Source organism: Cellulomonas sp. B6 (assembly GCF_001462455.1).
Taxonomy (GTDB): Bacteria; Actinomycetota; Actinomycetes; order Actinomycetales; family Cellulomonadaceae; genus Cellulomonas.
Genome location: NZ_LNTD01000115.1, coordinates 1 through 24,016, shown reverse-complemented (window position 1 = coordinate 24,016; position 24,016 = coordinate 1). Strand labels below are relative to the sequence as shown.

Below are 24,016 nucleotides of genomic sequence, written 5' to 3'. Positions count from 1 at the left end.
CGCCCGACCCCGGGACGCCGCGGTGGCGCGACCCCGCGCTGCCGGTCGAGGAACGCGCCGCCGTGCTGCTCGCCGAGCTCACGCGCGACGAGCGGATCGCCCTGCTGCACCAGCACGCCCCGGCCGTCGAGCGGCTCGGTCTGGGCGCGTTCCGCACCGGCACCGAGGCACTGCACGGCGTCGCCTGGCTCGGCACCGCCACCACGTTCCCGCAGCCCGTGGGCCTCGCCGCGACCTGGGACGTCGACCTGCTCGAACGCGTCGGCGCCGCCGTCGGCGTCGAGGTGCGCGCCAAGCACGCGGCCGACCCGACGGTCTCGCTCAACGTGTGGGCACCCGTGGTCGACCCGCTGCGCCACCCCGCCTGGGGCCGCAACGAGGAGGGCTGGTCCAGCGACCCGCACGTGACCGCGCACCTCGCGACCGCCTACGCGCGCGGCCTGCGCGGCGACCACCCCGTCTACTGGCGCACCGTGCCCACGCTCAAGCACTTCCTCGGGTACGACAACGAGACGGACCGCGCCGTCACCAGCACGCAGCTGCGCCCGCGGGTCCTGCGCGAGTACGAGCTGCCGGCGTTCCGCGGCCCGATCTCCGCGGGCGTCGTCGGGGCCGTCATGCCGTCGTACAACCTCGTCAACGGCCGCCCGGCGCACCTGTGCGGCGAGTTGCTCGACGAGCTGCGCTCGTGGAGCGACTCGTCGCTGCTCGTCGTCTCGGACGCCGCCGCCCCCGGCAACGTCGTGACGTTCCAGCGCCACCACGACGACCACGTCACGTCGCACGCCGCGCTGCTGCGCGCCGGCGTCGACTCGTTCACGGCCGACGACGCCGACCCCCGGCCCACCGTCGAGCGCGTGACCGCGGCGCTCGAGCGCGGGCTCCTCACCGAGGCCGACGTCGACCGCGCCGTGCTGAGGCAGCTCGAGCTGCGGCTGCGCACGGGCGAGCTCGACCCCGACCTCGACCCGTGGGTCGTCGGCCCCGAGTCGATCGACCTGCCCGAGCACCGGACGCTCGCGCGGGAGGCCGCCGCCCGCGCGGTCGTCGTGCTGGAGGACGACGGCGTGCTGCCGCTCCCCCACGGCGCGTCCGTCGCCGTCGTCGGCCCGCACGCCGACCGCGTGCTGCACGACTGGTACTCCGGGACCCCGCCCTACCTCGTGGGCCTCGGCACCGCGCTCGCCGAGGCGCTGGGGCCCGACCGGGTGCACGTCGCCGACGGCGCCGACCGCGTCGCCCTGACCGCCACCTCCACGGGCCGCGGCGTCCGCGCGCTGGCCGACGGCACGCTCGTCGCCGACGCGACCGAGGTCGTCCCGCACGACGTCACCGACTGGGGCGACGGCCTGCTCACGCTGCGCGACGTCGCGTCCGACCGCCTCTGGAGCGGCGCCGGGTGGGTCGTGCGCGCCGACGCGACGCGCGTCGGCGGGTGGGTCGCCCAGGAGTCGTTCCGCGCGCACCGCCACGACGACGGCACGTGGTCGCTCCAGCACGTCGGGTCGGGCCGCTGGCTGCGCGTGCAGCACGACGAGGCCGGCACGCTCGTGGCCGAGGCGCCCGACGCCGCGCACGCCGAGCGGTTCGCGGCCCGGGTCCTGCGCAGCGGCACCGAGGCGGTCGCGCGCGCCGCCGCGGCGGCCGACGTCGTCGTCGTGACGGCCGGCAACGACCCCCACCTGCACGGGCGCGAGACCGAGGACCGCCCGCACCTGGAGCTGCCCGCGAACCAGCGCGCGCTGTGGCGTGCGGCCGTCGCCGCGAACCCGCGCGCCGTGCTGCTCGTCGTCTCGTCGTACCCGTACGTGCTGGGTACGGAGGCGGACGCCGCGGCGGCCGTCGTGTGGTCGTCGCACGGCGGGCAGGAGCACGGGCACGGCCTCGCCGACGTGCTGCTCGGCGACGTCGAGCCCACCGGGCGGCTCGCGCAGGAGTGGCCGACGGACGCCGCGCAGGCCGGTGACCTGCTCGACTACGACCTCATCGCCACGCGCACCACGAGCTGGTACTCGCCCACGCCCCACCGGTACGGGTTGGGGCACGGCCGCACGTACGGCGACGTGCGCTACGTGGCGCTCGACGTCGCCGCGGACCGCGCAGCCGTCGACGAGGACGCGACGCTCGTCGCACGCGTGACCGTCGAGAACCGGGGCGCCCGCCCCGCCCACGAGCTGGTCCAGCTGTACGTCGACGCACCCGGGCACCGGCTGCCCTACCCGCACCGGCTCGTCGCGCACGCGCGGGTCGTCGTGCCCCCGGGCGCCACCGCCGTCGCCGCCCTGCGCGTGCCGGTCCGGGACCTCGCGGTGTGGGACGTGACCCGCGACCGGTGGGTCGTCGAGCCGGGCCGCTACGTGCTGGGCGCCGGGCCGTCGAGCACCACCCTCGTGCAGCGCGCGGAGGTCGACGTCGCGGGCGAGCCCGTGCCGCCGCGCGACCTGCGCGCCCGGCCCGTGCGCGCCGCCGACGCCGACGACCTCGTCGGCGTCGACCTGTCCGAGCGGACGCGCGCCGCGGGCACGTGCGTGCAGGTCCGGCGCGGTCGCACGGCGGGTGAGGTGCTGCTGCGCGACTGCCGGGTCGAGGGCGTGAGCGGGATCGCGCTCGAGGTCGCCCGAACGGGGCCTGGGCCCGCGCGCGTCGAGGTCGTGGCCGCCGCGACCGGCACGCGGCTCGCGCTCCTGGACGTGCCCGACGGTCTCGGGCGGCACGACTGGACGCTCGCCGCCGTGCCGTGGGGCGGGGCCGTGCCCGACGTCGTGGACCTGCGGGTCCGTCTCACGGGGGCCGCGCGGCTCGCGACGCTGCGTCTCACCTGACGCGCACGCTCCTGCCCGCGACGGCGCGCCGCCGCCCGCGTGCCCGCGCACGTGGGCGCGGCGCCGGCCGTCCCGCACCCCGGCCTCCATGGCCCATCCCGGCGACGGACGGCGTCACGGCGCGACGGACGGCCGCGTGCGCCTGTCCGTCGTGCCGCGACCGTGTCCGTCGGCGGACGCGTGCGCGGACGGCGGTGCGGGCGGCGGGCGCGTGCGCGGGCGGCGGTGCGGGCGGCGGGCGCCGAACCGGGACGCCGGAGCCCTGACGCGGGCCGGCCGGCTGCGGGATGATCGGGGCATGACGAACGGTCTGCCCGACCTCACCGGTGCGCTCGTGGTCCGGGGGGACGTCGTCACCCCCGCCGAGGTGCTGCCCGACGCCGCCGTCGCCGTGCGGGGCGACCGGATCGCGTGGGTCGGTGACGCGGCCGACGTGCCGGCGGCGCACCGCCCGCCGCGGCCCGCGCCCGGCACGCTCGTGCTGCCCGGACTCGTCGACCTGCACTGCCACGGCGGCGGCGGCGCGAGCTTCCCCGACGCGACGACGCCCGACGAGGTGCGCCGCGCCGCCGACGAGCACCTGCGCCACGGCACCACGACGCTGGTCGCGTCGCTCGTCACCGCCCCCCGCGACGTCCTGCTCGCGCGCACCGCGCTGCTCGCCGACGCCGCCGACGCCGGCGTCGTCGCCGGCATCCACCTCGAGGGGCCGTTCCTGTCGCCCGCCCGCTGCGGCGCGCAGAACCCCGAGGACATGGTGCCCGGCGACCCGGGCCTGGTCCGCGCGGTCGCTCGCGCGGCCCGGGGCCACCTCGTGACGATGACCGTCGCGCCCGAGGTCCCCGGCGTGGTCGGCGGCCCGGCCGCCGGTGCGGCCGACGGCGTGCCGGGTGCCGACGACGTGCTCCGGGCGCTCGTCGAGGCCGGCGCGCTGCCGTCGATCGGCCACACCGACGCGAGCGCGCAGGCGTGCGACGCCGCGATCGACCGCGCGTTCGACCTGCTCGCGACCACCGCGGGCGCACGATCGGCGCGCGCCACCGCGACCCACCTCTTCAACGGCATGCGCCCGCTGCACCACCGTGACCCGGGGCCCGTCGCGGCGTGCCTGGCGGCGGCCGCCCGCGGCGAGCTCGTCGTCGAGCTGGTGGCCGACGGAACGCACCTGGACCCGGCGACCGTCCGTGCCGTGGTCGACCTCGTCGGCGCCGACGCGGCCGTGCTCGTGACCGACGCGATGGCGGCCGCGGGCATGCCGGACGGCGACTACCGCCTGGGCCCGGTGGCCGTGCGCGTGGCGGACGGCGTCGCCCGGGTGCTCGAGCCCGACCCCGAGGCGCCCGACGGTCCGCCGCGGCCCGGGGCGATCGCCGGCGGCGTCGCGCACCTGATCGACGTCGTCCGCGCGACCGTCGCCGCGGGGGTGCCGCTCGTCGCGGCGGTCCGCGCGGCGTCCACCACGCCCGCGCAGGTCCTCGGGCGCCCCGACCTCGGCGCGCTGCTGCCCGGTCGACGCGCCGACCTCGTCGTCACGACCGCCGACCTCGGGGCGCTGCGCGTCGCCCGCGCCGGGGCGTGGGTGGCCTGAGCCGGGACGCCCTCAGACCGGGCGTCGGGCACCCTCGCGCTCTCGGCGCGCGCGGCGCCGCTTCACCAGGCCGGCGACGACGCCCCCGACCAGCCCGCCCAGCGCCGGCAGCACGACGAGCTCGAACCGCGGACCAGGGTCGAGCAGCCAGGGCCACGTCGAGAGCAGCACCCCGGTCTGGACGACCCCGACCAGGAGGCCGGCCGCGAGCCCGACACCGGCGTGCACCGCGACGCCCTGGCCACCACGTGCGAACGCGGCACGCGCCAGCAGCACGACCGGCACGGCGCACAGCACCGCCGGACCGGCCGCGTACAGCAGCAGGCGCAGCGGCGCCGTCACGGCGTCGACCGTGAACCCGTCGACCGTCACGAGGGTGACCGCCCGTACGAGCCACACCGTCACCGCCGCCGCGAGCACGGCCAGCACACCGGGCGCCGTCCAGCGCCGCGTCACCTCCGCGCCTCCGCCGCACCGGGCCGCACGGCTCGCGTGCGTGTCGCGTCCCGCACCGTGCCCACGACCGCCGCCCGGGTCCCGGCGCTCAGAACAGCCGCGAGTCGACGTCGTCGACGCCGCGCATGGCGTCGTAGTCGAGCACGAGGCACGTGATCCCGCGGTCCGCGGCCAGCACGCGCGCCTGCGGCTTGATCTCCTGCGCGGCGAAGATGCCGCGCACGGGCTTGAGCAGCGGGTCGCGGTTGAGCAGCTCGAGGTAGCGTGTGAGCTGCTCGACACCGTCGATGTCTCCCCGCCGCTTGATCTCGACCGCGACCGTGCCGCCCTCGGGCGCCTTCGCGAGGATGTCGACGGGGCCGATCGCGGTCGGGTACTCGCGACGCACCAGCTGGTGGCCCGCACCGAGCAGCGCGATCTGCGCCGCGAGCAGCTCCTGCAGGTGGGCCTCGACGCCGTCCTTCACCAGGCCGGGGTCCACGCCGAGCTCGTGCGCCGAGTCGTGCTGCACGTCGAACAGGTCGATGACGAGCCGGTCGTCGGACTTGGTGTGCTGCACCGTCCACACCTGCGTGACGCCGGCGGCGGCCTGCTCGGCGTCCGGCTCGCCGACCGTGAGCGTGCACGGCGGGCTCATCCAGTTCAGCGGCTTGTACGAGCCGCCGTCCGAGTGCAGCAGGACGGACCCGTCGGCCTTGACCACGAGCAGCCGGCGGGCGCGCGGCAGGTGCGCCGAGAGCCGACCGGTGTAGCGGGCCGCGCACTCCGCGACGACCAAGCGCATGCGCTTCCTTCCTCTGGTCGCACCGGGATCAGATGATCGTCCCGACGCGCGACGGCGTCGCCTCGATCCACGACGTGAACCCGGCGTACGCCTCGGCGGACATCTGCAGGCTGATCTCGTGCGGGGCGCCGCCCGCGGCGGCGACCACCCGGCACCGCGCGACGACGGCCTGCGGCCGTCCCGGGACGGGCGGCAGCACGACCTTCTCCAGCACCACCAGCCCGTAGCGGGACCACGTGCGCGCGGGACGCGGGACGACCGAGAGCCGACGCCACCAGTACAGGCGCGTGGCGCCGTACTGCGCGACCCCGCGGGCGGACCGTGGGTCGCGGGGCTCCGTCAGCCGGCACGAGAACGAGCCGACCCGTCGCGCGAGGGCGCGCGTGCGCGAGAACCACAGCGCGGCGAGCGCGAACACGAGGACGAGCAGCACCGCGACGACCGCCAGCATCTCCCGGCTCACGTCGCGACCCCCACCCCGACGTGCGTCAGTGCCCGGCCGTGGCGGCCACCGCCGCCTCGGACACCGAGTCCACGACGACCGTCACCTGGTTGTCGTCGACGGACAGGAACCCGCCGTCGACGTGCCAGGCGAGCGGCGCACCGCCGCCGGCGGGCACGATCCGCACCGGGCCCTCGCGCAGCACCGACAGGATCGGCGTGTGCCCCGCGAGGATGCCGATGTCACCGTCCGCGGCCGGGGCCGACACCTGACGTGCCGTCCCCGACCACACCTTGCCGTCCGCGGCGACGACGTCCACCTCGAGCTCTGCCACCGTGCTCCTCCCTCAGCCCTGCCGTACGCCGTCCGACCCGCAGGTCAGACGCCGTACTCCTTCTGGATGCGGGCCCAGTTGCGCTCGAGGTCCTCGAGGCCGCCGATGTTGAAGAACGCCTGCTCGGCGATGTGGTCGAACTCGCCCTCGGCGATCTTCTTGAACGCCTCGACGGTCTCGGACACCGGCACGGTCGATCCCACGACACCCGTGAACTTCTCGGCCATGTACGTGTTCTGCGAGAGGAACTGCTGGATGCGGCGCGCACGCGCGACGATCGTCTTGTCCTCCTCGGAGAGCTCGTCGACGCCGAGGATCGCGATGATGTCCTGGAGCTCCTTGTTGCGCTGCAGGATCGACTTCACCTGCGTCGCGACGTCGTAGTGCTCCTGGCCCACGTAGCGCGGGTCGAGGATGCGGCTCGTCGAGGCGAGCGGGTCGACCGCGGGGTACAGACCGCGCGACGCGATCTCACGGCTGAGCTCGGTCGTCGCGTCGAGGTGCGCGAACGTCGTGGCCGGCGCCGGGTCGGTGTAGTCGTCGGCGGGCACGTAGATCGCCTGCAGCGACGTGATCGAGTGGCCGCGCGTCGAGGTGATGCGCTCCTGCAGCTGACCCATCTCGTCGGCGAGGTTCGGCTGGTAGCCGACGGCGGACGGCATGCGGCCGAGCAGCGTCGACACCTCGGAGCCGGCCTGCGTGAAGCGGAAGATGTTGTCGATGAACAGCAGCACGTCCTGCTTCTGGACGTCGCGGAAGTACTCCGCCATCGTCAGCGCCGACAGCGCGACGCGCAGACGCGTGCCCGGCGGCTCGTCCATCTGGCCGAAGACGAGGGCGGTCTTGTCGAAGACGCCCGCCTCCTCCATCTCGACGATGAGGTCGTTGCCCTCACGCGTGCGCTCCCCGACGCCCGCGAACACCGAGACACCGCCGTGGTCCTGCGCGACGCGCTGGATCATCTCCTGGATGAGGACCGTCTTGCCGACGCCAGCGCCGCCGAACAGGCCGATCTTCCCGCCCTGCACGTAGGGCGTGAGCAGGTCGATGACCTTGATGCCGGTCTCGAACATCTGCGTCTTCGACTCGAGCTGGTCGAAGGCGGGGGGCTTGCGGTGGATCGGCCAGCGCTCGGTGATCTCGACCTTCTCGCCCTCGGCGAGGTTGAGGATCTCGCCCGTGACGTTGAAGACCTTGCCCTTGGTGACGTCGCCGACGGGCACCGAGATCGGCAGACCCGTGTCGCGCACCTGGGCGCCGCGGACGAGACCGTCGGTCGGCTTGAGGGCGATCGCGCGCACGAGGGACTCGCCCAGGTGCTGCTCGACCTCGAGCGTCATGGTGAAGGCGCCCTCGCCCTCGCCCTGCGCGGAGAGGTCGATGTCGACCTCGAGCGCGTTGTAGATCTCGGGGATCTGGTCCGGCGGGAACTCGATGTCCACGACGGGCCCGATGACCCGCGCGACCCGGCCGACGCCGGGCGTGCCGGCGTTCGCGGCCGTCGCGTCGACGGTGGTGGCGGTCATGTCTGCCTCGCTTCGCTCGTCCGGGCGGTGCGGTGCCCGGCTGGGGTCGGTGTCGTGCTGTCGGTGGTCAGGAGGACGCGAGCGCGTCGGCGCCCGACACGATCTCGCTGATCTCCTGGGTGATCTCGCTCTGCCGCGCCTGGTTCGCGAGTCGCGTGTAGGTGCGGATGAGGTCCTCGGCGTTCTCGGTCGCCGTGTGCATGGCCCGCTGCCGTGCCGCGAGCTCGGAGGCCGAGGCCTGCAGCAGGTTCGCGTAGATGCGCGTGCGGACGTACCGCGGCAGCAGCGCGTCGAGCACCTCGGCCGGGCTCGGCTCGAACTCGTAGAGCGGCAACGCGTCGCTCTCGCCGACCGGTGCGACACCCTCGACGACCTCGAGCGGCAGCAGCCGGACGACGCGCGGACGCTGCGTCACCATGTTGACGAACTGCGTGAAGACCACGTGGACCTCGCTCACGCCGCCCTCCTCGGGCGCCGCGCGGAACGCGTCGAGCAGCTCGTTCGCGATCTCGTCGGCGACCTCCGGGGTCGGCGAGTCCGAGAAGCCGGACCACTGCCCCGCCAGCTCGCGCTGACGGAACGTGTAGTAGGCGACCGCCCGGCGGCCCGACACGTAGAGCGCGACCTGCTTGCCCTCGCTCTCAAGCCGCTGCACGAGCCGCTCGGTCTCCCGGATGACGCTCGCCGAGTAGGCGCCCGCCATGCCGCGGTCCGAGGCGATGAGCAGCACCGCGGCGCGCTGCGTGTCCGTGCGCTCCACGAGGAACGGGTGGGACACGTCGGAGTGCGTCGCGACGGCCGAGACGGCGCGCGTGATCGCCCGCGCGTACGGCGTGGCCATCGCGACCCGGTCGCGCGCCTTGCCGATGCGCGAGGCCGCGATGAGCTCCTGGGCGCGGAACATCTTCTTGAGCGACTGGGTGCTCTTGATCCGCGCCTTGTAGACGCGCTGCTGTCCGGCCATGCTCAGGCCCGCTTCTGGCGGACGATCTGCTCCTGCTCGACCTCGACGTGCTCGTCCTCCTCGGCGTCGCCGACCAGCGCGCTGCCGTCGAACGTGATGAAGCCGTTGCGGAAGTCGTCGATCGCGTCGCCGAGCGCCTTCTCGGTGGCCTCGTCGAGCTTGCCCGTCTCCGCGATGGTCGACAGGACGTCGGTCTTGCGGCGCAGGTGCTCGAGGAGCTCGGACTCGAACCGCTTGATGTCCTCGAGCGGCACGTCGTCCAGTCGGCCCTTGGTGCCGGCCCAGATCGACGCGACCTGGTCCTCGATCGGGTACGGCGAGTACTGGCCCTGCTTGAGCAGCTCCATGAGGCGCGCACCACGGGTCAGCTGCGCGCGCGACGCGGCGTCGAGGTCGGACGCGAACATCGCGAACGCCTCGAGCGAGCGGTACTGCGCGAGGTCCAGCTTCAGCGTGCCGGAGACCTGCTTCATCGCCTTGACCTGCGCGGCGCCACCGACGCGGGACACCGAGATGCCGACGTCGACGGCCGGGCGCTGATCGGCGTTGAAGAGGTCCGACTGCAGGAAGATCTGGCCGTCGGTGATCGAGATGACGTTGGTCGGGATGTACGCCGACACGTCGTTGGCCTTGGTCTCGATGACCGGCAGGCCCGTCATCGAGCCCGCGCCCAGCTCGTCCGAGAGCTTCGCGCAGCGCTCGAGCAGGCGGGAGTGCAGGTAGAAGACGTCGCCGGGGTACGCCTCGCGGCCCGGCGGGCGACGCAGCAGCAGCGACACGGCGCGGTACGCCTCGGCCTGCTTCGACAGGTCGTCGAACACGATGAGGACGTGCTTGCCCTGGTACATCCAGTGCTGGCCGATGGCCGAGCCCGTGTACGGCGCGAGGTACTTGAAGCCGGCCGGGTCGGACGCCGGGGCCGCGACGATCGTCGTGTACTCGAGCGCACCGGCCTCCTCGAGGGCGCCGCGCACCGAGGCGATGGTCGAGCCCTTCTGGCCGATGGCGACGTAGATGCAGCGCACCTGCTTGGTCGGGTCGCCCGACTCCCAGTTGGCCTTCTGGTTGATGATCGTGTCGATCGCGATCGCCGTCTTGCCGGTCTGGCGGTCACCGATGATCAGCTGTCGCTGGCCGCGGCCGATCGGGATCATCGAGTCGATGGCCTTGAGGCCGGTCTGCAGCGGCTCGTGGACCGACTTGCGGGCCATGACGCCGGGGGCCTGCAGCTCGAGCGCGCGGCGGGCCTCGGTGGCGACGTCGCCCAGGCCGTCGATCGGGTTGCCGAGCGGGTCGACGACGCGGCCGAGGTAGCCGTCACCGACGGCGACCGACAGCACCTCGCCCGTGCGGCGGACCTCCTGGCCCTCCTCGATGCCGGCGAACTCGCCGAGCACGACGACACCGATCTCGCGCACGTCGAGGTTGAGCGCGAGGCCCAGCGTGCCGTCCTCGAAGCGCAGCAGCTCGTTCGCCATCGCCCCGGGCAGGCCCTCGACCTGCGCGATGCCGTCGGCGGCGAGCGTGACGCGCCCGACCTCCTCGGCGACCGCGTCGGCGGGCTCGTAGGACTTGACGAAGCTGTCCAGCGCGGCGCGGATCTCCTCCGGCCGGATCGTCAGCTCAGACATCAGCGGTTACTCCTGTCGTGTCCGCCCGGTGCGGACCGGCGGTGGATGAGTCGTGGGGTCGTCAGCCGGCGAGCCGGCGGCGGGCGTCGTCCAGCCGTGCGCGCACGGTCGCGTCGATCACGTCGGCGTCGACCTGGATCCGCAGACCGCCCAGGGTCGTGGGGTCGACGAAGACGTTGAGCTGCACGGGCCGGCCATAGCGCCGCTCGAGGAGCTGCGCCACGCGGTCGCGCTGCGCCTGCGTGAGGGCCACGGCGGCCGTCACCTGTGCCACGAGCCGGCGGCGGCGAGCCGCCGCCACGCGACCGAGGTCGAGGACCGCGGCCGTGAGCGACCGGCCCCGCGGCGCGGCGACCGCGCGCGTCACGAGCGTGAGCGTCGTGGCCGTGGCCTTGGTGCCGAGCAGGTCCCGCACGAGGGCCGTGCGGCGAGCCACGTCGGCCGTCCGGTCGCCGAGCGCCTGCCGCACCTCGCGGTTCGCGGCGAGCAGCCGGTCGACCCGGAACAGCTCGTCCTCGACGCGCTCGAGCTCGCCGGCGGCCTGCGCCGCCGCGAGGACCGCGTCGGTCCCGAGCAGCTCGAGCGCGTCCGGCAGATCGCGCTCGCCGGCCCAGCGCGCACGGACCATGCCGGCGACCAGGTCGACGACCCGCCCGTCGGTGCGGCCCGTCAAGACGTCGCCGATGAGACGCGCCTTCGCCTCGCCGGTCGCTCCCGGGTCGGTCAGCGCACGCCGCAGCGACGCGTTGCCGTCGAGGAGGTCGACGACGGCGAACAGCTGGTCGCCCAGCGTCGCGGCGTCGGCACCCGCGGCGGTGAGGACCGGCTCGAACCGGTCCTCCGCGTCCGTCAGCGCCTGCTGGCTCGTGCCTCGCATCAGCGTCCCTTCACGCGGTCCGCGTCCGCCTCGTCGGCCGACGCGCCGAGCTGGCCGTCGAGCTCGTCGAGGAAGCGGTCGACGACGCGCGACGCGCGCGCGTCCTCGGAGAGGGACTCGCCCAGGATCCGTGCGGCGAGGTCCGTGGCCAGCGTGCCGACGTCGGCGCGCAGCGAGATCGCGGCGGACTGACGCTCGGCCTCGATCTGCCGGTGCGCGGTCTCCACGATGCGCTCGGCGTCGGCCTGGGCCTTGGCCCGCAGCTCCGCGAGGATCGCCTGCCCCTCGGCACGCGCCTCCTCACGGACCCGCGCCGCCTCGGCACGGGCGTCGTCGAGCTGCGCCTTGTACTGCTCGATGAGCGCGGCGGCCTCCTCCTGGGCGACCTCCGCACGCTTGAGCCCACCCTCGATGAGCTCGGTGCGCTCGTCGAGGATGCGCGTGAAGACCGGGAGGACCTTCTTCCAGAAGACCAGGCCGATGACCAGCGCGCACACCGCCGACCACAGGATGTCGTAGTCCGCCGGGAAGAGGATGGACTGCTCCCCTCCCTCGGCCGCCAGGACGGCAGTCGTCGCGATCATCGGATCAGAAGACGAAGCCGGCGGCGAAGCCGATCAGACCGAGGGCCTCGATGGCGGCCAGCGCGATGAACATGTTGGTGCGCAGCAGACCGGCGACCTCGGGCTGACGCGCCGTGGCCTCCTGCGTCTTGGCGACCATGATGCCCAGGCCGATGCCGGGGCCGAGCGCGGCCAGGCCGAAGCCGATCGTTGCGATGTTGCCCGTGATGCCCGTGACGTCCACGAGTGTTCTTCCTTCCGGTTGGCGGGGCCGGACCCTCGTCCGGTTCCTCCGACGGTCGTGACGACGACCCGGTGGGCCGTCGACGAGGACTACGACGTGGTCAGTGCGACTCCTGCGAGATGCTGATGTACACCGCGCTGAGCAGCGTGAAGATGTACGCCTGCAGCGCCGCGATGAAGATCTCGAAGAGCGTGAAGGCGAAGCCGGCCGCGAGCGTGACGGCACCGACCGCCTTGAGCGCACCCGCCGCCTCGAAGAAGAGGTAGTGGGTCGCGCCGAAGCACAGCACGAGCAGCAGGTGCCCGGCCACCATGTTGACCAGCAGACGGATCGTGAGCGTCGCCGGCCGCAGGATGAAGGTCGAGATGAGCTCGATCGGCGTGAGGATGATGTACACCGGCCACGGCACGCCCGACGGGAACAGGGTCGTGCGCAGGTAGCCGACGGCGCCGTGCGCCTTGACGCCCACGACGATGAAGGCGACGAACGAGATCACCGCCATCACCAGCGGGAAGCCGATGAGCGACGAGCTCGCGATGTTGAGGCCGGGCACGACGCCCGTGATGTTCGCCGCGAGCACCGCGAAGAAGATGGTCGTCAGCAGCGGGACGAACCGGCGCGCGGTGTCCTTGCCGATGATGTCCTCGGCGATGTTGACCCGCACGAAGTCGAGGGCCATCTCCGCCACGTTCTGGCCACGGTTCGGCACGAGGCGGGCACGGCTGGCGGCGATCCAGAACAGCGTGACCAGGACCAGCGTCGCGAGGATCCGGATCAGGATGATCCGGTTGAGCTCGAACACCGTCCCCTCGAACAGCACGGTGGGCGGGAAGAACTCGGCGATCGTCGGCGCATGGAACCCGCCGTCCTGCGACGCGGCGAACGGGAGGATCGTCGAGAGGCTGGACAGAGCGGACTCCTGTGGTCGTGATGACTGCCGACGCGCGCGTCGATGCGAGCGCTCCGTAGCACGTGGACGTCGTGGATTCGGTGGAAGCCTAACCTATCGATCGGCCTGATCCGGACCGGCGTCCGCCGATCTGGGCTCTTCGTCCCGACGCCCCGCCGACGGCACGACGTACGGTGTCCGGCTGGCCTGGACGGCCCGGTAGTCGGCGAACGCCGACCCCACGACGCCGAGCGTCAGGACGACCACCAGCACGCGCGGGTCGTAGAACTCCAGGCCGCGCAGGACCGCGAGGACGACCACCAGCAGCACGACCTTCGCGAGCCACGCGCCCATCACGAGCGCGGACATCTGCCCGAGCCCCGAGCGGACCGTGCGGAGCATCGACCAGATCGTGGTGCCGGAGAACGCGAGCGCGATCGCGGCGCCGAGCACGGCGCCCCACACGCCCCGCGCGCCCGAGATCATCGCGCCCGCCGCGACGCCCAGCACCAGCAGGACGGCGAGCAGGACGAACAGGTCGCGCAGCGCGCGGCTCAGGACGGTGCGGATCGCCGCCTGCGCCTCGGGCGCCAGGGGTCCGGCCGGGTCCGTCACGGGAGGTCTCCTTCGGTCGGGGTCAGGACCCGACGACGCTCGGGGCGTCGTCGGGGGCGTGGTGGGCGTCGCGTCGCGACCCGCGCAACGGGCCGAGCGTCAAGATCGTCGCGATCACCACACCGAGGCCCGTCACGACCAGGACCGTCGTGGTCGAGAGCACGGCCAGCGCCGCGACGCCGAACGCCAGGACGCCGGTCCACACGTACATGATCGCCACCGCGCGGCGGTGGCTGTGGCCGAGCGCGAGCAGCCGGTGGTGCAGGTGCAGGCGGTCGGGGTGGAACGGGCTCTTGCCGCTGAGCAGGCGCCGCACGATCGCCAGGCCCATGTCGAGCAGCGGCAGCACGAGCACCGCGACGGGCAGCAGGATCGGCACGTAGGCGGGGAACCGCACGCGGTCGACCACGGCCGCGAAGTCGATCTGGCCCGTGACCACGATGGCCGCGGCCGCGATGACGAAGCCCAGCAGCATCGACCCCGAGTCACCCATGAAGATCCGCGCGGGGTAGAAGTTGTGCGGCAGGAAACCGACGCACACGCCGACGAGCGCGGCCACCACGAGCGTCGCGAGGTTCGAGTAGTCGTCGCGCCCCGTACCCACCGTGAGCAGGTAGGCGTAGAGGAAGAACGCGGAGCCGCCGATCGCGAGCACACCCGCCGCGAGGCCGTCGAGCCCGTCGACGAAGTTCACCGCGTTCATCGCGACCACGACCGACACGACCGTGAGGAACACGGCCGAGCGAGCCGAGCCGCTGATCACGTTGTCGGCGACCGGCAGCTGGTAGAGCAGCACGCCCTGCCAGGCCAGGAACCCCGCCGCGAGCACCTGCCCCATGAGCTTCGTCAGCCAGTCGAGGTCCCAGATGTCGTCGGCCACACCGAGCGCGCACACGATGGCCGCACCGCCGACGATCCCGAAGATCGGGCGCGGGTTGGCGTACACGGGTTCGAGGAACGGCAGCCGCGAGCCCAGGAGCAGGGCCACGAGCAGCCCGACGAACATCGCCATGCCGCCGAGGCGCGGCGTCGGGATCGCGTGCACGTCACGGTCGCGCACCGCGGTGATCGCCCCCCACCGCAGCGCGCACCAGCGGGCCAGCGGCGTCGTGAGATACGTGACGACCGCGGCGACCACCGCGACGAGCAGGTAGACCCTCACGGCGCGGCGGTCCCGGAGGTCGGGCCGTCCGCGGCCGCGTCGTCGTGCGCCGCGTCGCTCTCGGCCGCGTCGCCGGCGGGTGCCGGCGCGGGCGGGGCGGGCGCCATGACGGGCGCGACGGCCGCGAGCGTCGCGACGTCGAGGGCACCCAGCCGGACGATGCGCAGCACGTCCCCCGTCGCGTCGACGATCGTGGACGCGACGCCGCCGGGCGCCTCGCCGCCGTCGAGGAAGACCGGGACCTTGGCGCCGAGCTGGCGGTACGCCTCGGCCGCGGTCGTCGCCGCGGGCCGGCCCGTGAGGTTGGCGCTCGAGACGGCGAGCGGGCCCGTGCGTCGCAGCAGCGCGAGCGCGACGGGGTGGTCGGGCATCCGCAGCGCGACCGTGCCGTGCGTCTCGCCCAGGTCCCACGCGAGCGACGGCTGCGCGCGCACGATGATCGTCAGGCCGCCGGGCCAGAACGCCTCGGCGAGCGCGCGGACGCCGTCGGGGACGTCGGTCGCGAGGCCGTCGAGCGTGCGCACGTCGGGGATCAGCACGGGCGGCGGCATCTGCCGACCGCGACCCTTGGCGTCGAGCAGCGCCTGGACGGCGCGCGGCGCGAACGCGTCGGCGCCGATGCCGTACACGGTGTCGGTGGGCAGCACCACGAGCTCGCCGCGACCGACCGCGTTCACGGCCTCGTCGATCGCGGGGCCCCAGGTCGCCGGGTCGGTCGCGTCCTTGATGCGGATGAGGCTCACGCGGGCGAGTCTCCCACGGGCGGCCGTGCGACCCGCCGTGCGACGAGCGTGCGCTCGCGCCCGGTGAGGTCGGGCAGCGTGCGGACGTCGGTGAACGCGCCGGTCGCCGCCGCCGCGGCGCGCGCGGCCTCGCCCTGGACCTCGGCGTGCTCCATGACGAGCAGACCGCCGTCGGTCAGCAGGCGGGCCGCGGCGACGATCACCGCGCGGGGCACGTCGAGCCCGTCGGCTCCCCCGCCGTACAGCGCGAGGTCGGGGTCGTGGTCGCGCACCTCGGGGTCGAGCGGCACCGCGTCGGGCGGGATGTACGGCGGGTTGGACACGAGCACGTCGACCGTGCCGTCCAGCTCGGCCAGCAGCGCGGGGTCGCGCACGTCGCCCTGCTCGACGCGCAGGTCGGCGGTGCCGACCGCCCCCGCGTTGGCCCGCGCCAGCCCGACGGCCGCGTCGGACAGGTCCACGGCCACGACGCGGCTCGCCGGCACCTCGGTGTCGACCGCGACCGCGATCGCACCGGTGCCCGTGCACAGGTCGACGACCAGCGGGCGCGCGCCACGCGCCGCGAGCGCCGCCGCCTCGTCGATCGCGAGCTGCGCGACCGTCTCGGTCTCGGGCCGGGGCACGAAGACGCCCGGCTCGACGCGCAGCGTCACGTAGCGGAAGACCGTGGACCCGAGGATGTGCTGCAGCGGCTCACGTGCGCGGCGGCGCTCGACGAGCCCGGCGAGCTCGGCGGCGAACCCGTCGGGCAGCGGCGGCGGCAGCACGAGCTCGACGCGCGGCAGGCCCAGCGCGTACGCCGCCAGCGCGAGCGCGTCGTGCCGGGGCGAGGCCACCCCGGCCTCCGCGAGCACCGCGGTCGCGCCGTCGACGTACGCGCGCAGACCGGGGGCCGGGCGGACGACGTCGGTCACGCGGCACCGCCCGCGGCGGCCAGCTGCGCGGCCTCGTCCGCCTCGACCGCCGACGCCACGACCGGCCCCAGGTCGCCGTCGAGCACCTGGTCGAGGTTGTAGGCCTTGTACCCCGTGCGGTGGTCGGCGATGCGGTTCTCGGGGAAGTTGTACGTGCGGATGCGCTCCGAGCGGTCGACCGTGCGCACCTGCGAACGGCGCGCCTCGCTCGCCGCGGCGGCCGCCTCCTCCTGCCGGGCGGCCAGCAGCCGCGCCCGCAGCACGCGGAGGGCCTGCTCACGGTTCTGCAGCTGCGACTTCTCGTTCTGCATCGACACGACGATGCCCGTCGGCAGGTGCGTGATCCGCACGGCCGAGTCCGTGGTGTTCACCGACTGACCACCCGGACCGGACGAGCGGTAGACGTCGATCCGCAGATCGTTCTGGTCGATCTCGACGTCGCCCTCGTCGTCGGCCTCTGGGAAGACCATGACGCCGGCGGCCGACGTGTGGATGCGACCCTGGGACTCGGTGACCGGCACGCGCTGCACACGGTGCACGCCGCCCTCGTACTTCAGGTGCGCCCACACCCCGTCCTCGGGGGCCGTCGTGCCGCGCGCCTTGATCGCGACCTGCACGTCCTTGACGCCGCCGAGGTCGGACCCGGTCTCGTCGAGCACCTGCACGGCCCAGCCCTGCCGCTCGGCGTACCGCGTGTACATGCGCAGCAGGTCGCCCGCGAACAGCGCGGACTCCTCACCGCCTTCGCCGGCCTTGATCTCGAGGATCACGTCGCGCGCGTCGTCGGGGTCGCGCGGGACCAGGACCCGGCGCAGGCGCTCGGCGGCCTCGTCGGCCGCGGCGCGCAGCGCGGGCAGCTCCGCGGCGAACGCGGCGTCCTCGTCCGCGAGCTCGACGGCGGCCTGCGCGTCGTCGGCGGCCGTGCGCCACGCACGGTACGCCTGCACGACGCGCCCCAGCTCGGCGTAGCGCCGCCCGAGGCGGCGCGCGCGGCCCGCGTCGGCGTGGACCGCCGGGTCGGACAGCTCACGCTCGATCTGCGCGTGCTCGGCGAGTGCCGCCTCGACGGCGTCGAGCTGCTCCACCTGCTGTCCTCCCACGAGTCACCGGACCGGCGCAAAGCAACAGCGCCGGTGCGCCGCGGGCACGACCATGGAGGGCCGTCGTCCGCGTGCGCACCGGCGCTGCAGGGGTGCTAGTTGGCGCTCTTCTTGCCGTAGCGCGCCTCGAACCGGGCCACGCGGCCACCGGTGTCGAGGATCTTCTGCTTGCCCGTGTAGAACGGGTGGCAGGCGCTGCAGACGTCGGCGTGGATCTTGCCGTCGGTCACGGTCGAGCGCGTCACGAAGGTGTTGCCGCAGGTGCACGTGACCTCGGTGACCACGTACTCCGGGTGGATGCCAGACTTCACTGAACTCTCCTTGGTGGGGGTGTCCCCGGGTCCGGACGCGCGTGCCGCGCCGGTGAACCGCAGACCAGCGAACCATTGTGCCAGAACCGCGCGCGCGGCAGAAATCTTCCCGGGCGTGCCGGCGCACGCCCTCTCAGACCAGCAACGCCGCGAGCCGCTTCTTCTTCCGGTTCTCCCGGACCAGCCACGCCACGTCGGCGTCCGGATCGCGCTCGAGCGCCGCGAAGGCCGGCAGCCCGGCGTCGGGGTCCGCGGCGACCGCCACCGACCACGCGTACCCGAGCGCCTGCCGCAGCGTGCGCACGTCGCTCTCGCGCCGCGACGCCGCCGGCACCGACCGCAGCAGGTCGGTCGCCCGCGCGCACACGTCGAGCGCGGCGACCCGCAGCGCGGGCGCACGCAGCAGGGCGGGCTCGCACAGCGCCGCCACGGCGGCCCGCGCCGGCAGCGGGTCACCGGTGCGCAGCCACGCGTCGGCGAGGGCCACCAGCGCCGCCGGCTCCCCCGCGCCCAGACGCTGCCCGGCCATCGCCGCGGCCTCGCGCACGCGCCACGACGCGTCGGACGCGCGGGCGTCGAGCGTCGCGCGCCACGCACCGGCGGCTGCCGACGCCGGACTCGCGGCACGCGCGTGGTCCAGCAGCAGCCGCCCGAGCGCGGCCGTGCCGCAGCTGCGCAGGTACTCGTCGTCGTCGTCGGCCAGGCGCACCACGAGGTCCGTCGGCGCGACGTCGCCGAACGCCGCGAGCAGCGCGAGGTTCGCCCGCGGGCCCGGCAGCCCGGAGTGGGTGGTCAGCAGCTCGGTCACGGCAGGCTCGCCCGCGGCGCACGCCGCGGCCACCCGCTCGGTCCAGACGTCCATGCGCGCATCGTCCACCCCGCGCGGCGCGCGCGCGTGGGACCTGCCGACCGGACCGCTGCGGCGCCCCGCACGTGGCAGCATGCACGGGGCCGTCGCGACCGCGGCGACCGGATCACCGGAGGACACGCATGGGCCTGCTCACCGACTACTTCCGCGCCGCGGACCAGGACGCGGCGCGCGTGCTCGGCTCCCGCGAGGGCGCGGGTCCGCTCACACCCCTGCCGGGTCTCCCCCCGGTCGACGGCGTCGAGGCGAAGGGCATCGAGCCCGTCGTCGTGCTCGGCTCGCTGATCTCGGCGATCACCGGGGAGGACCACGACGAGGACCCGTCGCTGGTGTGGCCGGACGAGGAGGCCGCCGGGTCCGCCGACGCCTGGGTCGTCGAGCTGCCGGCGTCGAGCCGCGACGCGCTCGCCTCGCTGGACGACGCCCTCGCACCGGCGGTGGCGGCGCGGTGGGCCACCGCCGAGGAGCTCGCCGGCGCGACCGGTGACGACCTGCACCCGTTCGTCGCCGACCTCGTGGCGCTCGCGCGGCGAGCGGCCGCCGCGGACCAGCAGCTGTACTGCTGGATGAGCCTCTAGCACGTCCCGCCCGACGCACCGACGGCCCGCACCTCGAGGGGTGCGGGCCGTCGGAGTCGGCGGAGCCGCGCGGGTCGAGCCGATCAGACGACCTTGCCGACGCCGTCCTCGATCGCGGGGCCGTTGTGCCCCGGCGTCGTCTTCTGGACCTGCAGCAGGAACTCGACGTTCGACCGGGTCTCGCGCAGCTTGCCCAGCAGCAGCTCGATCGCCTGCTGCTGGTCCAGCCCGCCGAGCACGCGACGCAGCTTGTAGATGATCTTCAGCTCGTCGCCGCTCATGAGGACCTCCTCGCGGCGCGTGCCGGACGCGTTGACGTCGACGGCGGGGAAGATCCGCTTGTCGGCGAGGCTGCGCGACAGGCGCAGCTCCATGTTCCCGGTGCCCTTGAACTCCTCGAAGATGACCTCGTCCATCTTCGAGCCCGTCTCGACCAGCGCCGAGGCGAGGATCGTGAGGGAGCCGCCGTTCTCGATGTTGCGCGCGGCGCCGAAGAACTTCTTGGGCGGGTACAGCGCGGACGCGTCCACGCCGCCGGACAGGATGCGACCCGAGGCGGGCGCCGCGAGGTTGTAGGCGCGCGACAGGCGGGTCAGCGAGTCGAGCAGCACCACGACGTCCTGGCCCAGCTCGACCAGGCGCTTGGCGCGCTCGATCGCGAGCTCGGCGACGACCGTGTGGTCCGACGCGGGGCGGTCGAACGTCGAGGCGATGACCTCGCCCTTGACCGTCCGCTCCATGTCCGTGACCTCCTCGGGGCGCTCGTCGACGAGCACGACCATGAGGTGGACCTCGGGGTTGTTCGCGGTGATCGCGTTCGCGATGTGCTGCATGATGATCGTCTTGCCGGCCTTGGGCGGCGCGACGATCAGGCCGCGCTGGCCCTTGCCGATGGGTGCGACGATGTCGATCACGCGCGGCGTCAGGCGACCCGGCTCGGTCTCCAGGCGCAGGCGCTCCTGCGGGTACAGGGGCGTGAGCTTGGAGAACTCGGGACGCTGGCGCGCCTCGTCGGGCGACAGGCCGTTGACCGTGTCGAGCCGCACCAGCGCATTGAACTTGCTGGGCCGCCCGCCCGGCGCGGGCTGCTCGCCCTCGCGCGGCTGCCGCACGGCACCCGTGATCGCGTCGCCGCGGCGCAGGCCGTTGCGCTTGACCTGGTTCAGCGAGACGTACACGTCGTTCGGGCCGGGCAGGTAGCCCGTGGTCCGCACGAACGCGTACGAGTCGAGCACGTCGAGGATGCCCGCGACGGGCAGCAGCACGTCGTCCTCGGCGACCTCGACCTCGTCGAGGCCACCCAGGTCACCCGTGCGGCCGCGGCCGCGCTTGCGGTCCCGGTCGCGGTAGCGGTCGCGCGAGCGCCGGCGGCGGCCGCCGCGCTCGTCGTCGTCCTGCGCGTCGTCCAGCGACGCGGCGGCGCGGTTGCCCTGACGACGCTCGTCGACCGGGCGCTCGTCGTCGCGCTGCTCGGCCGGGCGCTGGTCGCCCTGGCGGGGCTCGGCCCCGGCGCGCTCGCCCGTCGCCCGCTCGCCCTGAGCCCGCTCGCCTTGGGCCCGCTCGCCGCGACGGCGCTCGCCGCCCTGGCGCTCGCGCGCGCGGCGCTCGCCACCCTGCTCGCCGTCCTGCGTCGCGTCGGGCTCGGCCGCGGCCGGGGCCCCGGCACCGCGACCCGCGCGGCGCGAGCGGCGCTCGCCGGTCACGGCGGCGACGGCGTCGACCGCGCGCGCGGCGCGGTCGTCGCGCTCCTCGTGCGGCGCGAGGCGCGCGTCGAGCGCTGCCTCGAGGCCCGCGAGCGCGTCCTGGCCGGCGGCCCGCGGCGCGGTGCGTGCGCGGCGGGGCTCGGCGGGCTCGTCCTGCGGACGGGTCTCGACCGGCGCGGCGCTCCGCACGGCGGGCGCGGCGGCCTCGACGGGCGCCTGCGCGGGCTCGTCGACGACGGCACGCGCCCGGCGCGGCGCGCTACGCGTCTCGAGCGCCTGCGGCCGCTCGCCGCCGCGCGCGGCGGAGATCGCCTGCACGAGGTCGCCCTTGCGCATCTTGCTCGTGCCCTTGACGCCGAGCTGCGCGGCGAGCGCCTGGAGCTCGGGCAGCTTCATGGCGGCGATGGTGCTCGAGACCGAGCCGCTCGCGGCGGCGTCGATGGTGTCTGTCACGAAGGATCCTTCCCCCTCGTCGGGGCCCTCCCGGAACCTCCGGGGCAGGGCCGTCACCCGGTCGGCGACCAGGTGGAGCGTGACCACGCGTGCTGCGTACGACGACGTGTGCTCACGCGGGCGGGATGTTCCCCTCGTCGTCGACTCGGGTGGCCACCCGGCGGTGTCCGCGGGTGAGCGCGAGGTGCAGACCTCGGGCGTCCGTCGACGAGGTCAACGATCGGATCCGCAGGGGGCCGGAGGACGAGGTCCGGGGAACGCTCGACAGCCTAGCACCGCGGGTCCGGCGCCCGAGGCGGGTCGGGCGGCTTCACCCGCGGCCGCAGGCAGCCCCGGCGACCGGTCAGTCGAGCGGGACGGTGACCGTGCCCCCGGCGGCGTCGACGGGCAGCGGGAGCACGCGCCAGCCGGCCATGACGCCGCCGAACGCGTCGGCGATCGCGGCGTCCGCGTCCGTCGCGGGGTGCGCGTCACCCGTGCCCGCGGGCCCGGACGAGCCCGCGGGCACGCGCCGCGCGAGCGCGAGCACCGTCGGCCCGGCACCCGAGACGACGGCCGCGACGCCGCGGGCACGCAGCGCGTCGACCAGCGCGAGCGACGCGGGCATGACCGCGCGGCGGTACTCCTGGTGGAGCCGGTCCCCGGTCGCGGCGAGCAGCAGGTCGGGACGGCGCCCGAGCGCCTCGACCAGCAGCGCCGACCGCCCGGCCTGCCACGCGGCGTCGGCGTGCGGGACCTGCCCGGGCAGCACGCCGCGCGCGGCGTGGGTCGAGAGGTGCCCCGGCGGCACGATCGCGACGGGCGCGAGGTCGTCGTGCACCGCGAGCCGCGCGGCACGCACGGCGGGAAGCACGCCGCTCCCGGCGGTCGGGACGCCCTCGTCGGACCACGCGACGGTCAGCCCGCCGAGCAGCGCGGGCGCCGCGTTGTCGGGGTGGCCCTCCAGCTGCGTGGCGAGCGCGAGCGCGACGTCGTCGTCGAGCGCGTCGGGGTCGGCGACCAGGCCACGCGCCGCGAGGATCCCCGCGACCACGGCGGCGGCCGACGACCCCAGGCCCCGGCCGTGCGGGACGCGGTTGCGGCACACCAGGTGCAGCCCGGTCTGCGGCGCGCCGACGTGGTCGAGCGCGGCGCGCAGGGCGCGCACCACGAGGTGGGTCTCGTCGGTCGGGACCTCGCCGGCACCCTCCCCCGTCACGTCGACCCGCACGTCGGACGTGCCGAGCGCGCGCACGTCGAGCTCGTCGTGCAGGCCGAGCGCGATGCCGAGCGCGTCGAAGCCCGGGCCGAGGTTGGCCGACGTCGCGGGCACCCGGACCCGCACGTGCGCGGTGCGCAGCCGCACGGCGGTCAGGCCATCTCGAGCGCGTCGGCGATCGACACGACGTCGGCCTGCACGCGGACGGGCTGCACCTCCGAGCCGTCGGCCGTGCGCAGCGCCCACTGCGGGTCCTTCAGGCCGTGGCCCGTGACCGTCACGACGACGCGCGCCCCGGCCGGCACGAGACCGCGCTCGGCGCGCGCGAGCAGCCCGGCGACACCGGCCGCGGACGCGGGCTCGACGAACACGCCGACGTCGGCGGACAGCACGCGGTGCGCCGCGAGGATCTGCTCGTCGGTGACGGACTCGATGACGCCGCCGGACACGTCGCGCGCGTCCTCGGCCTGCCGCCACGACGCGGGGTTGCCGATGCGGATCGCGGTCGCGACGGTCTCGGGGTGGTCGACGGGGTGCCCGAGCACGATGGGCGCGGCACCCGCGGCCTGGAAGCCCCACATGGCGGGCGTCCGGGTCGCGACGGCGGGCAGCGCGGCCCCGGCGTCGAGGCCCGCGTACTCGCGGTAGCCCTGCCAGTAGGCCGTGATGTTGCCGGCGTTGCCGACGGGCAGGCAGTGGATGTCGGGCGCGTCGCCGAGCGCGTCGACGACCTCGAACGCACCGGTCTTCTGGCCCTCGATGCGGTCGGGGTTCACCGAGTTCACGAGCTCGACCGGGTACGCCTCGGCGAGCTTGCGCGCCGCGACCAGGCAGTCGTCGAAGTTGCCGTCGACCTGCAGCAGGCGCGCGCCGTGCGCGACGGCCTGGCTGAGCTTGCCCATCGCGATCTTGCCGTCCGGCACGAGCACCGCGCAGACCATGCCCGCGCGCGTCGCGTACGCCGCGGCCGACGCCGACGTGTTGCCCGTCGACGCGCACACGACCGCGCGCGCGCCGCGCGCGGCGGCCGCCGAGATCGCCGTCGTCATGCCGCGGTCCTTGAACGACCCGGTCGGGTTCATGCCCTCGACCTTGACGTGCACGTCGGCACCCGTGAGCGCCGACAGCGCCGGGGCGGGCACAAGCGGCGTGCCGCCCTCGCCCAGCGTGACGACGCGCTCCTGGACGTGCGCGGGCAGACGGTCGGCGTACTCGGCGATGACGCCGCGCCACTGGTGGGCCATGGGTTCG

Annotated in this window: 24 protein-coding genes; 3 read left to right on the top strand and 21 right to left on the bottom strand. The window is 74.8% G+C overall.

Features of this window, described 5'->3' with window-relative positions; translation table 11 throughout:
- Both ATM99_RS11045 and ATM99_RS11040 read left to right on the top strand, forming a co-directional pair.
- On the top strand, positions 1–2,822 hold a 2,822-nt coding region (locus ATM99_RS11045; protein ID WP_223305003.1), incomplete at its 5' end, for a beta-glucosidase.
- 298 nt (positions 2,823–3,120) lie between these two features.
- Positions 3,121–4,410 carry an N-acetylglucosamine-6-phosphate deacetylase gene (locus ATM99_RS11040; protein ID WP_062102971.1) on the top strand — a complete coding sequence of 430 codons (1,290 nt, stop codon included), beginning with the start codon at positions 3,121–3,123 and terminating at the stop codon, positions 4,408–4,410.
- A gap of 12 nt (positions 4,411–4,422) precedes the next feature.
- Here ATM99_RS11040 and ATM99_RS11035 read toward each other — a convergent pair whose 3' ends face one another.
- From ATM99_RS11035 to ATM99_RS10950, 18 genes are all read right to left on the bottom strand, one after another.
- Positions 4,423–4,866 (bottom strand): hypothetical protein, encoded by a 444-nt coding sequence (locus ATM99_RS11035; protein WP_062102970.1) that lies wholly within the window; start codon positions 4,864–4,866, stop codon positions 4,423–4,425.
- Positions 4,867–4,954: 88 nt separating this feature from the next.
- Positions 4,955–5,650 carry an endonuclease NucS gene (nucS, locus tag ATM99_RS11030; RefSeq protein WP_062102969.1) on the bottom strand — a complete coding sequence of 232 codons (696 nt, stop codon included), beginning with the start codon at positions 5,648–5,650 and terminating at the stop codon, positions 4,955–4,957.
- Positions 5,651–5,678: 28 nt separating this feature from the next.
- Positions 5,679–6,113, bottom strand: coding sequence for a DUF2550 family protein (locus ATM99_RS11025; protein ID WP_150118253.1), 435 nt, complete (start codon positions 6,111–6,113; stop codon positions 5,679–5,681).
- A 25-nt stretch (positions 6,114–6,138) separates the two neighbouring features.
- Positions 6,139–6,426, bottom strand: a complete 288-nt coding sequence (locus ATM99_RS11020) for a F0F1 ATP synthase subunit epsilon (protein WP_062102967.1) — start codon at positions 6,424–6,426, stop codon at positions 6,139–6,141.
- Between the two features lie 44 nt (positions 6,427–6,470).
- A complete protein-coding gene (gene atpD, locus ATM99_RS11015) occupies positions 6,471–7,952 on the bottom strand; it encodes a F0F1 ATP synthase subunit beta (RefSeq protein WP_062102966.1) in 1,482 nt (493 codons plus the stop codon).
- A 67-nt stretch (positions 7,953–8,019) separates the two neighbouring features.
- On the bottom strand, positions 8,020–8,916 hold the full coding sequence (locus ATM99_RS11010; RefSeq protein ID WP_062102965.1) for a F0F1 ATP synthase subunit gamma: 897 nt from the start codon (positions 8,914–8,916) through the stop codon (positions 8,020–8,022).
- 2 nt (positions 8,917–8,918) lie between these two features.
- Positions 8,919–10,547: a F0F1 ATP synthase subunit alpha gene (gene atpA / locus ATM99_RS11005; RefSeq protein ID WP_062102964.1), complete on the bottom strand. Its 1,629-nt coding sequence runs from the start codon at positions 10,545–10,547 to the stop codon at positions 8,919–8,921.
- Between the two features lie 61 nt (positions 10,548–10,608).
- On the bottom strand, positions 10,609–11,424 hold the full coding sequence (locus ATM99_RS11000; RefSeq protein WP_062102963.1) for a F0F1 ATP synthase subunit delta: 816 nt from the start codon (positions 11,422–11,424) through the stop codon (positions 10,609–10,611).
- Positions 11,424–12,008, bottom strand: a complete 585-nt coding sequence (locus ATM99_RS10995) for a F0F1 ATP synthase subunit B (RefSeq protein ID WP_062102962.1) — start codon at positions 12,006–12,008, stop codon at positions 11,424–11,426. The genes ATM99_RS11000 and ATM99_RS10995 overlap by 1 nt, the downstream gene beginning before the upstream one ends.
- Positions 12,009–12,012: 4 nt before the next feature.
- The gene (gene atpE, locus ATM99_RS10990) at positions 12,013–12,231 is read right to left on the bottom strand and encodes an ATP synthase F0 subunit C (RefSeq protein WP_304438274.1); all 219 of its coding nucleotides are present in this window, start codon (positions 12,229–12,231) and stop codon (positions 12,013–12,015) included.
- Between the two features lie 100 nt (positions 12,232–12,331).
- Positions 12,332–13,051, bottom strand: coding sequence for a F0F1 ATP synthase subunit A (gene atpB, locus ATM99_RS10985; protein WP_223305001.1), 720 nt, complete (start codon positions 13,049–13,051; stop codon positions 12,332–12,334).
- Between the two features lie 183 nt (positions 13,052–13,234).
- Positions 13,235–13,735: a hypothetical protein gene (locus ATM99_RS10980; protein ID WP_062102960.1), complete on the bottom strand. Its 501-nt coding sequence runs from the start codon at positions 13,733–13,735 to the stop codon at positions 13,235–13,237.
- 22 nt (positions 13,736–13,757) lie between these two features.
- A complete protein-coding gene (locus tag ATM99_RS10975; RefSeq protein ID WP_062102959.1) occupies positions 13,758–14,897 on the bottom strand; it encodes an MraY family glycosyltransferase in 1,140 nt (379 codons plus the stop codon).
- Positions 14,894–15,640, bottom strand: coding sequence for an L-threonylcarbamoyladenylate synthase (locus ATM99_RS10970; protein WP_062102958.1), 747 nt, complete (start codon positions 15,638–15,640; stop codon positions 14,894–14,896). The genes ATM99_RS10975 and ATM99_RS10970 overlap by 4 nt, the downstream gene beginning before the upstream one ends.
- Positions 15,637–16,554, bottom strand: a complete 918-nt coding sequence (prmC, locus tag ATM99_RS10965) for a peptide chain release factor N(5)-glutamine methyltransferase (RefSeq protein WP_062102957.1) — start codon at positions 16,552–16,554, stop codon at positions 15,637–15,639. Before prmC ends, ATM99_RS10970 begins: the two co-directional genes overlap by 4 nt.
- The gene (gene prfA, locus ATM99_RS10960; RefSeq protein WP_062102956.1) at positions 16,551–17,639 is read right to left on the bottom strand and encodes a peptide chain release factor 1; all 1,089 of its coding nucleotides are present in this window, start codon (positions 17,637–17,639) and stop codon (positions 16,551–16,553) included. The genes prmC and prfA overlap by 4 nt, the downstream gene beginning before the upstream one ends.
- Before the next feature lie 110 nt (positions 17,640–17,749).
- Entirely contained in the window at positions 17,750–17,965 is a 216-nt protein-coding gene (gene rpmE / locus ATM99_RS10955) for a 50S ribosomal protein L31 (RefSeq protein ID WP_062102955.1), read from the bottom strand.
- Positions 17,966–18,098: 133 nt separating this feature from the next.
- On the bottom strand, positions 18,099–18,827 hold the full coding sequence (locus ATM99_RS10950) for a hypothetical protein (protein ID WP_062102954.1): 729 nt from the start codon (positions 18,825–18,827) through the stop codon (positions 18,099–18,101).
- Between the two features lie 128 nt (positions 18,828–18,955).
- Here ATM99_RS10950 and ATM99_RS10945 point away from each other — a divergent pair, with 128 nt between their 5' ends.
- Positions 18,956–19,411 (top strand): hypothetical protein, encoded by a 456-nt coding sequence (locus tag ATM99_RS10945; protein WP_062102953.1) that lies wholly within the window; start codon positions 18,956–18,958, stop codon positions 19,409–19,411.
- A gap of 83 nt (positions 19,412–19,494) precedes the next feature.
- Here ATM99_RS10945 and rho read toward each other — a convergent pair whose 3' ends face one another.
- From rho to thrC, 3 genes are all read right to left on the bottom strand, one after another.
- Positions 19,495–21,567, bottom strand: a complete 2,073-nt coding sequence (gene rho, locus ATM99_RS10940; protein ID WP_062102972.1) for a transcription termination factor Rho — start codon at positions 21,565–21,567, stop codon at positions 19,495–19,497.
- Positions 21,568–21,910: 343 nt separating this feature from the next.
- Complete coding sequence (gene thrB, locus ATM99_RS10935) at positions 21,911–22,912, bottom strand: homoserine kinase (RefSeq protein WP_062102952.1); 1,002 nt, start codon at positions 22,910–22,912, stop codon at positions 21,911–21,913.
- A gap of 5 nt (positions 22,913–22,917) precedes the next feature.
- Positions 22,918–24,009, bottom strand: coding sequence for a threonine synthase (gene thrC / locus ATM99_RS10930; RefSeq protein ID WP_062102951.1), 1,092 nt, complete (start codon positions 24,007–24,009; stop codon positions 22,918–22,920).
- Positions 24,010–24,016: the final 7 nt, after the last annotated feature.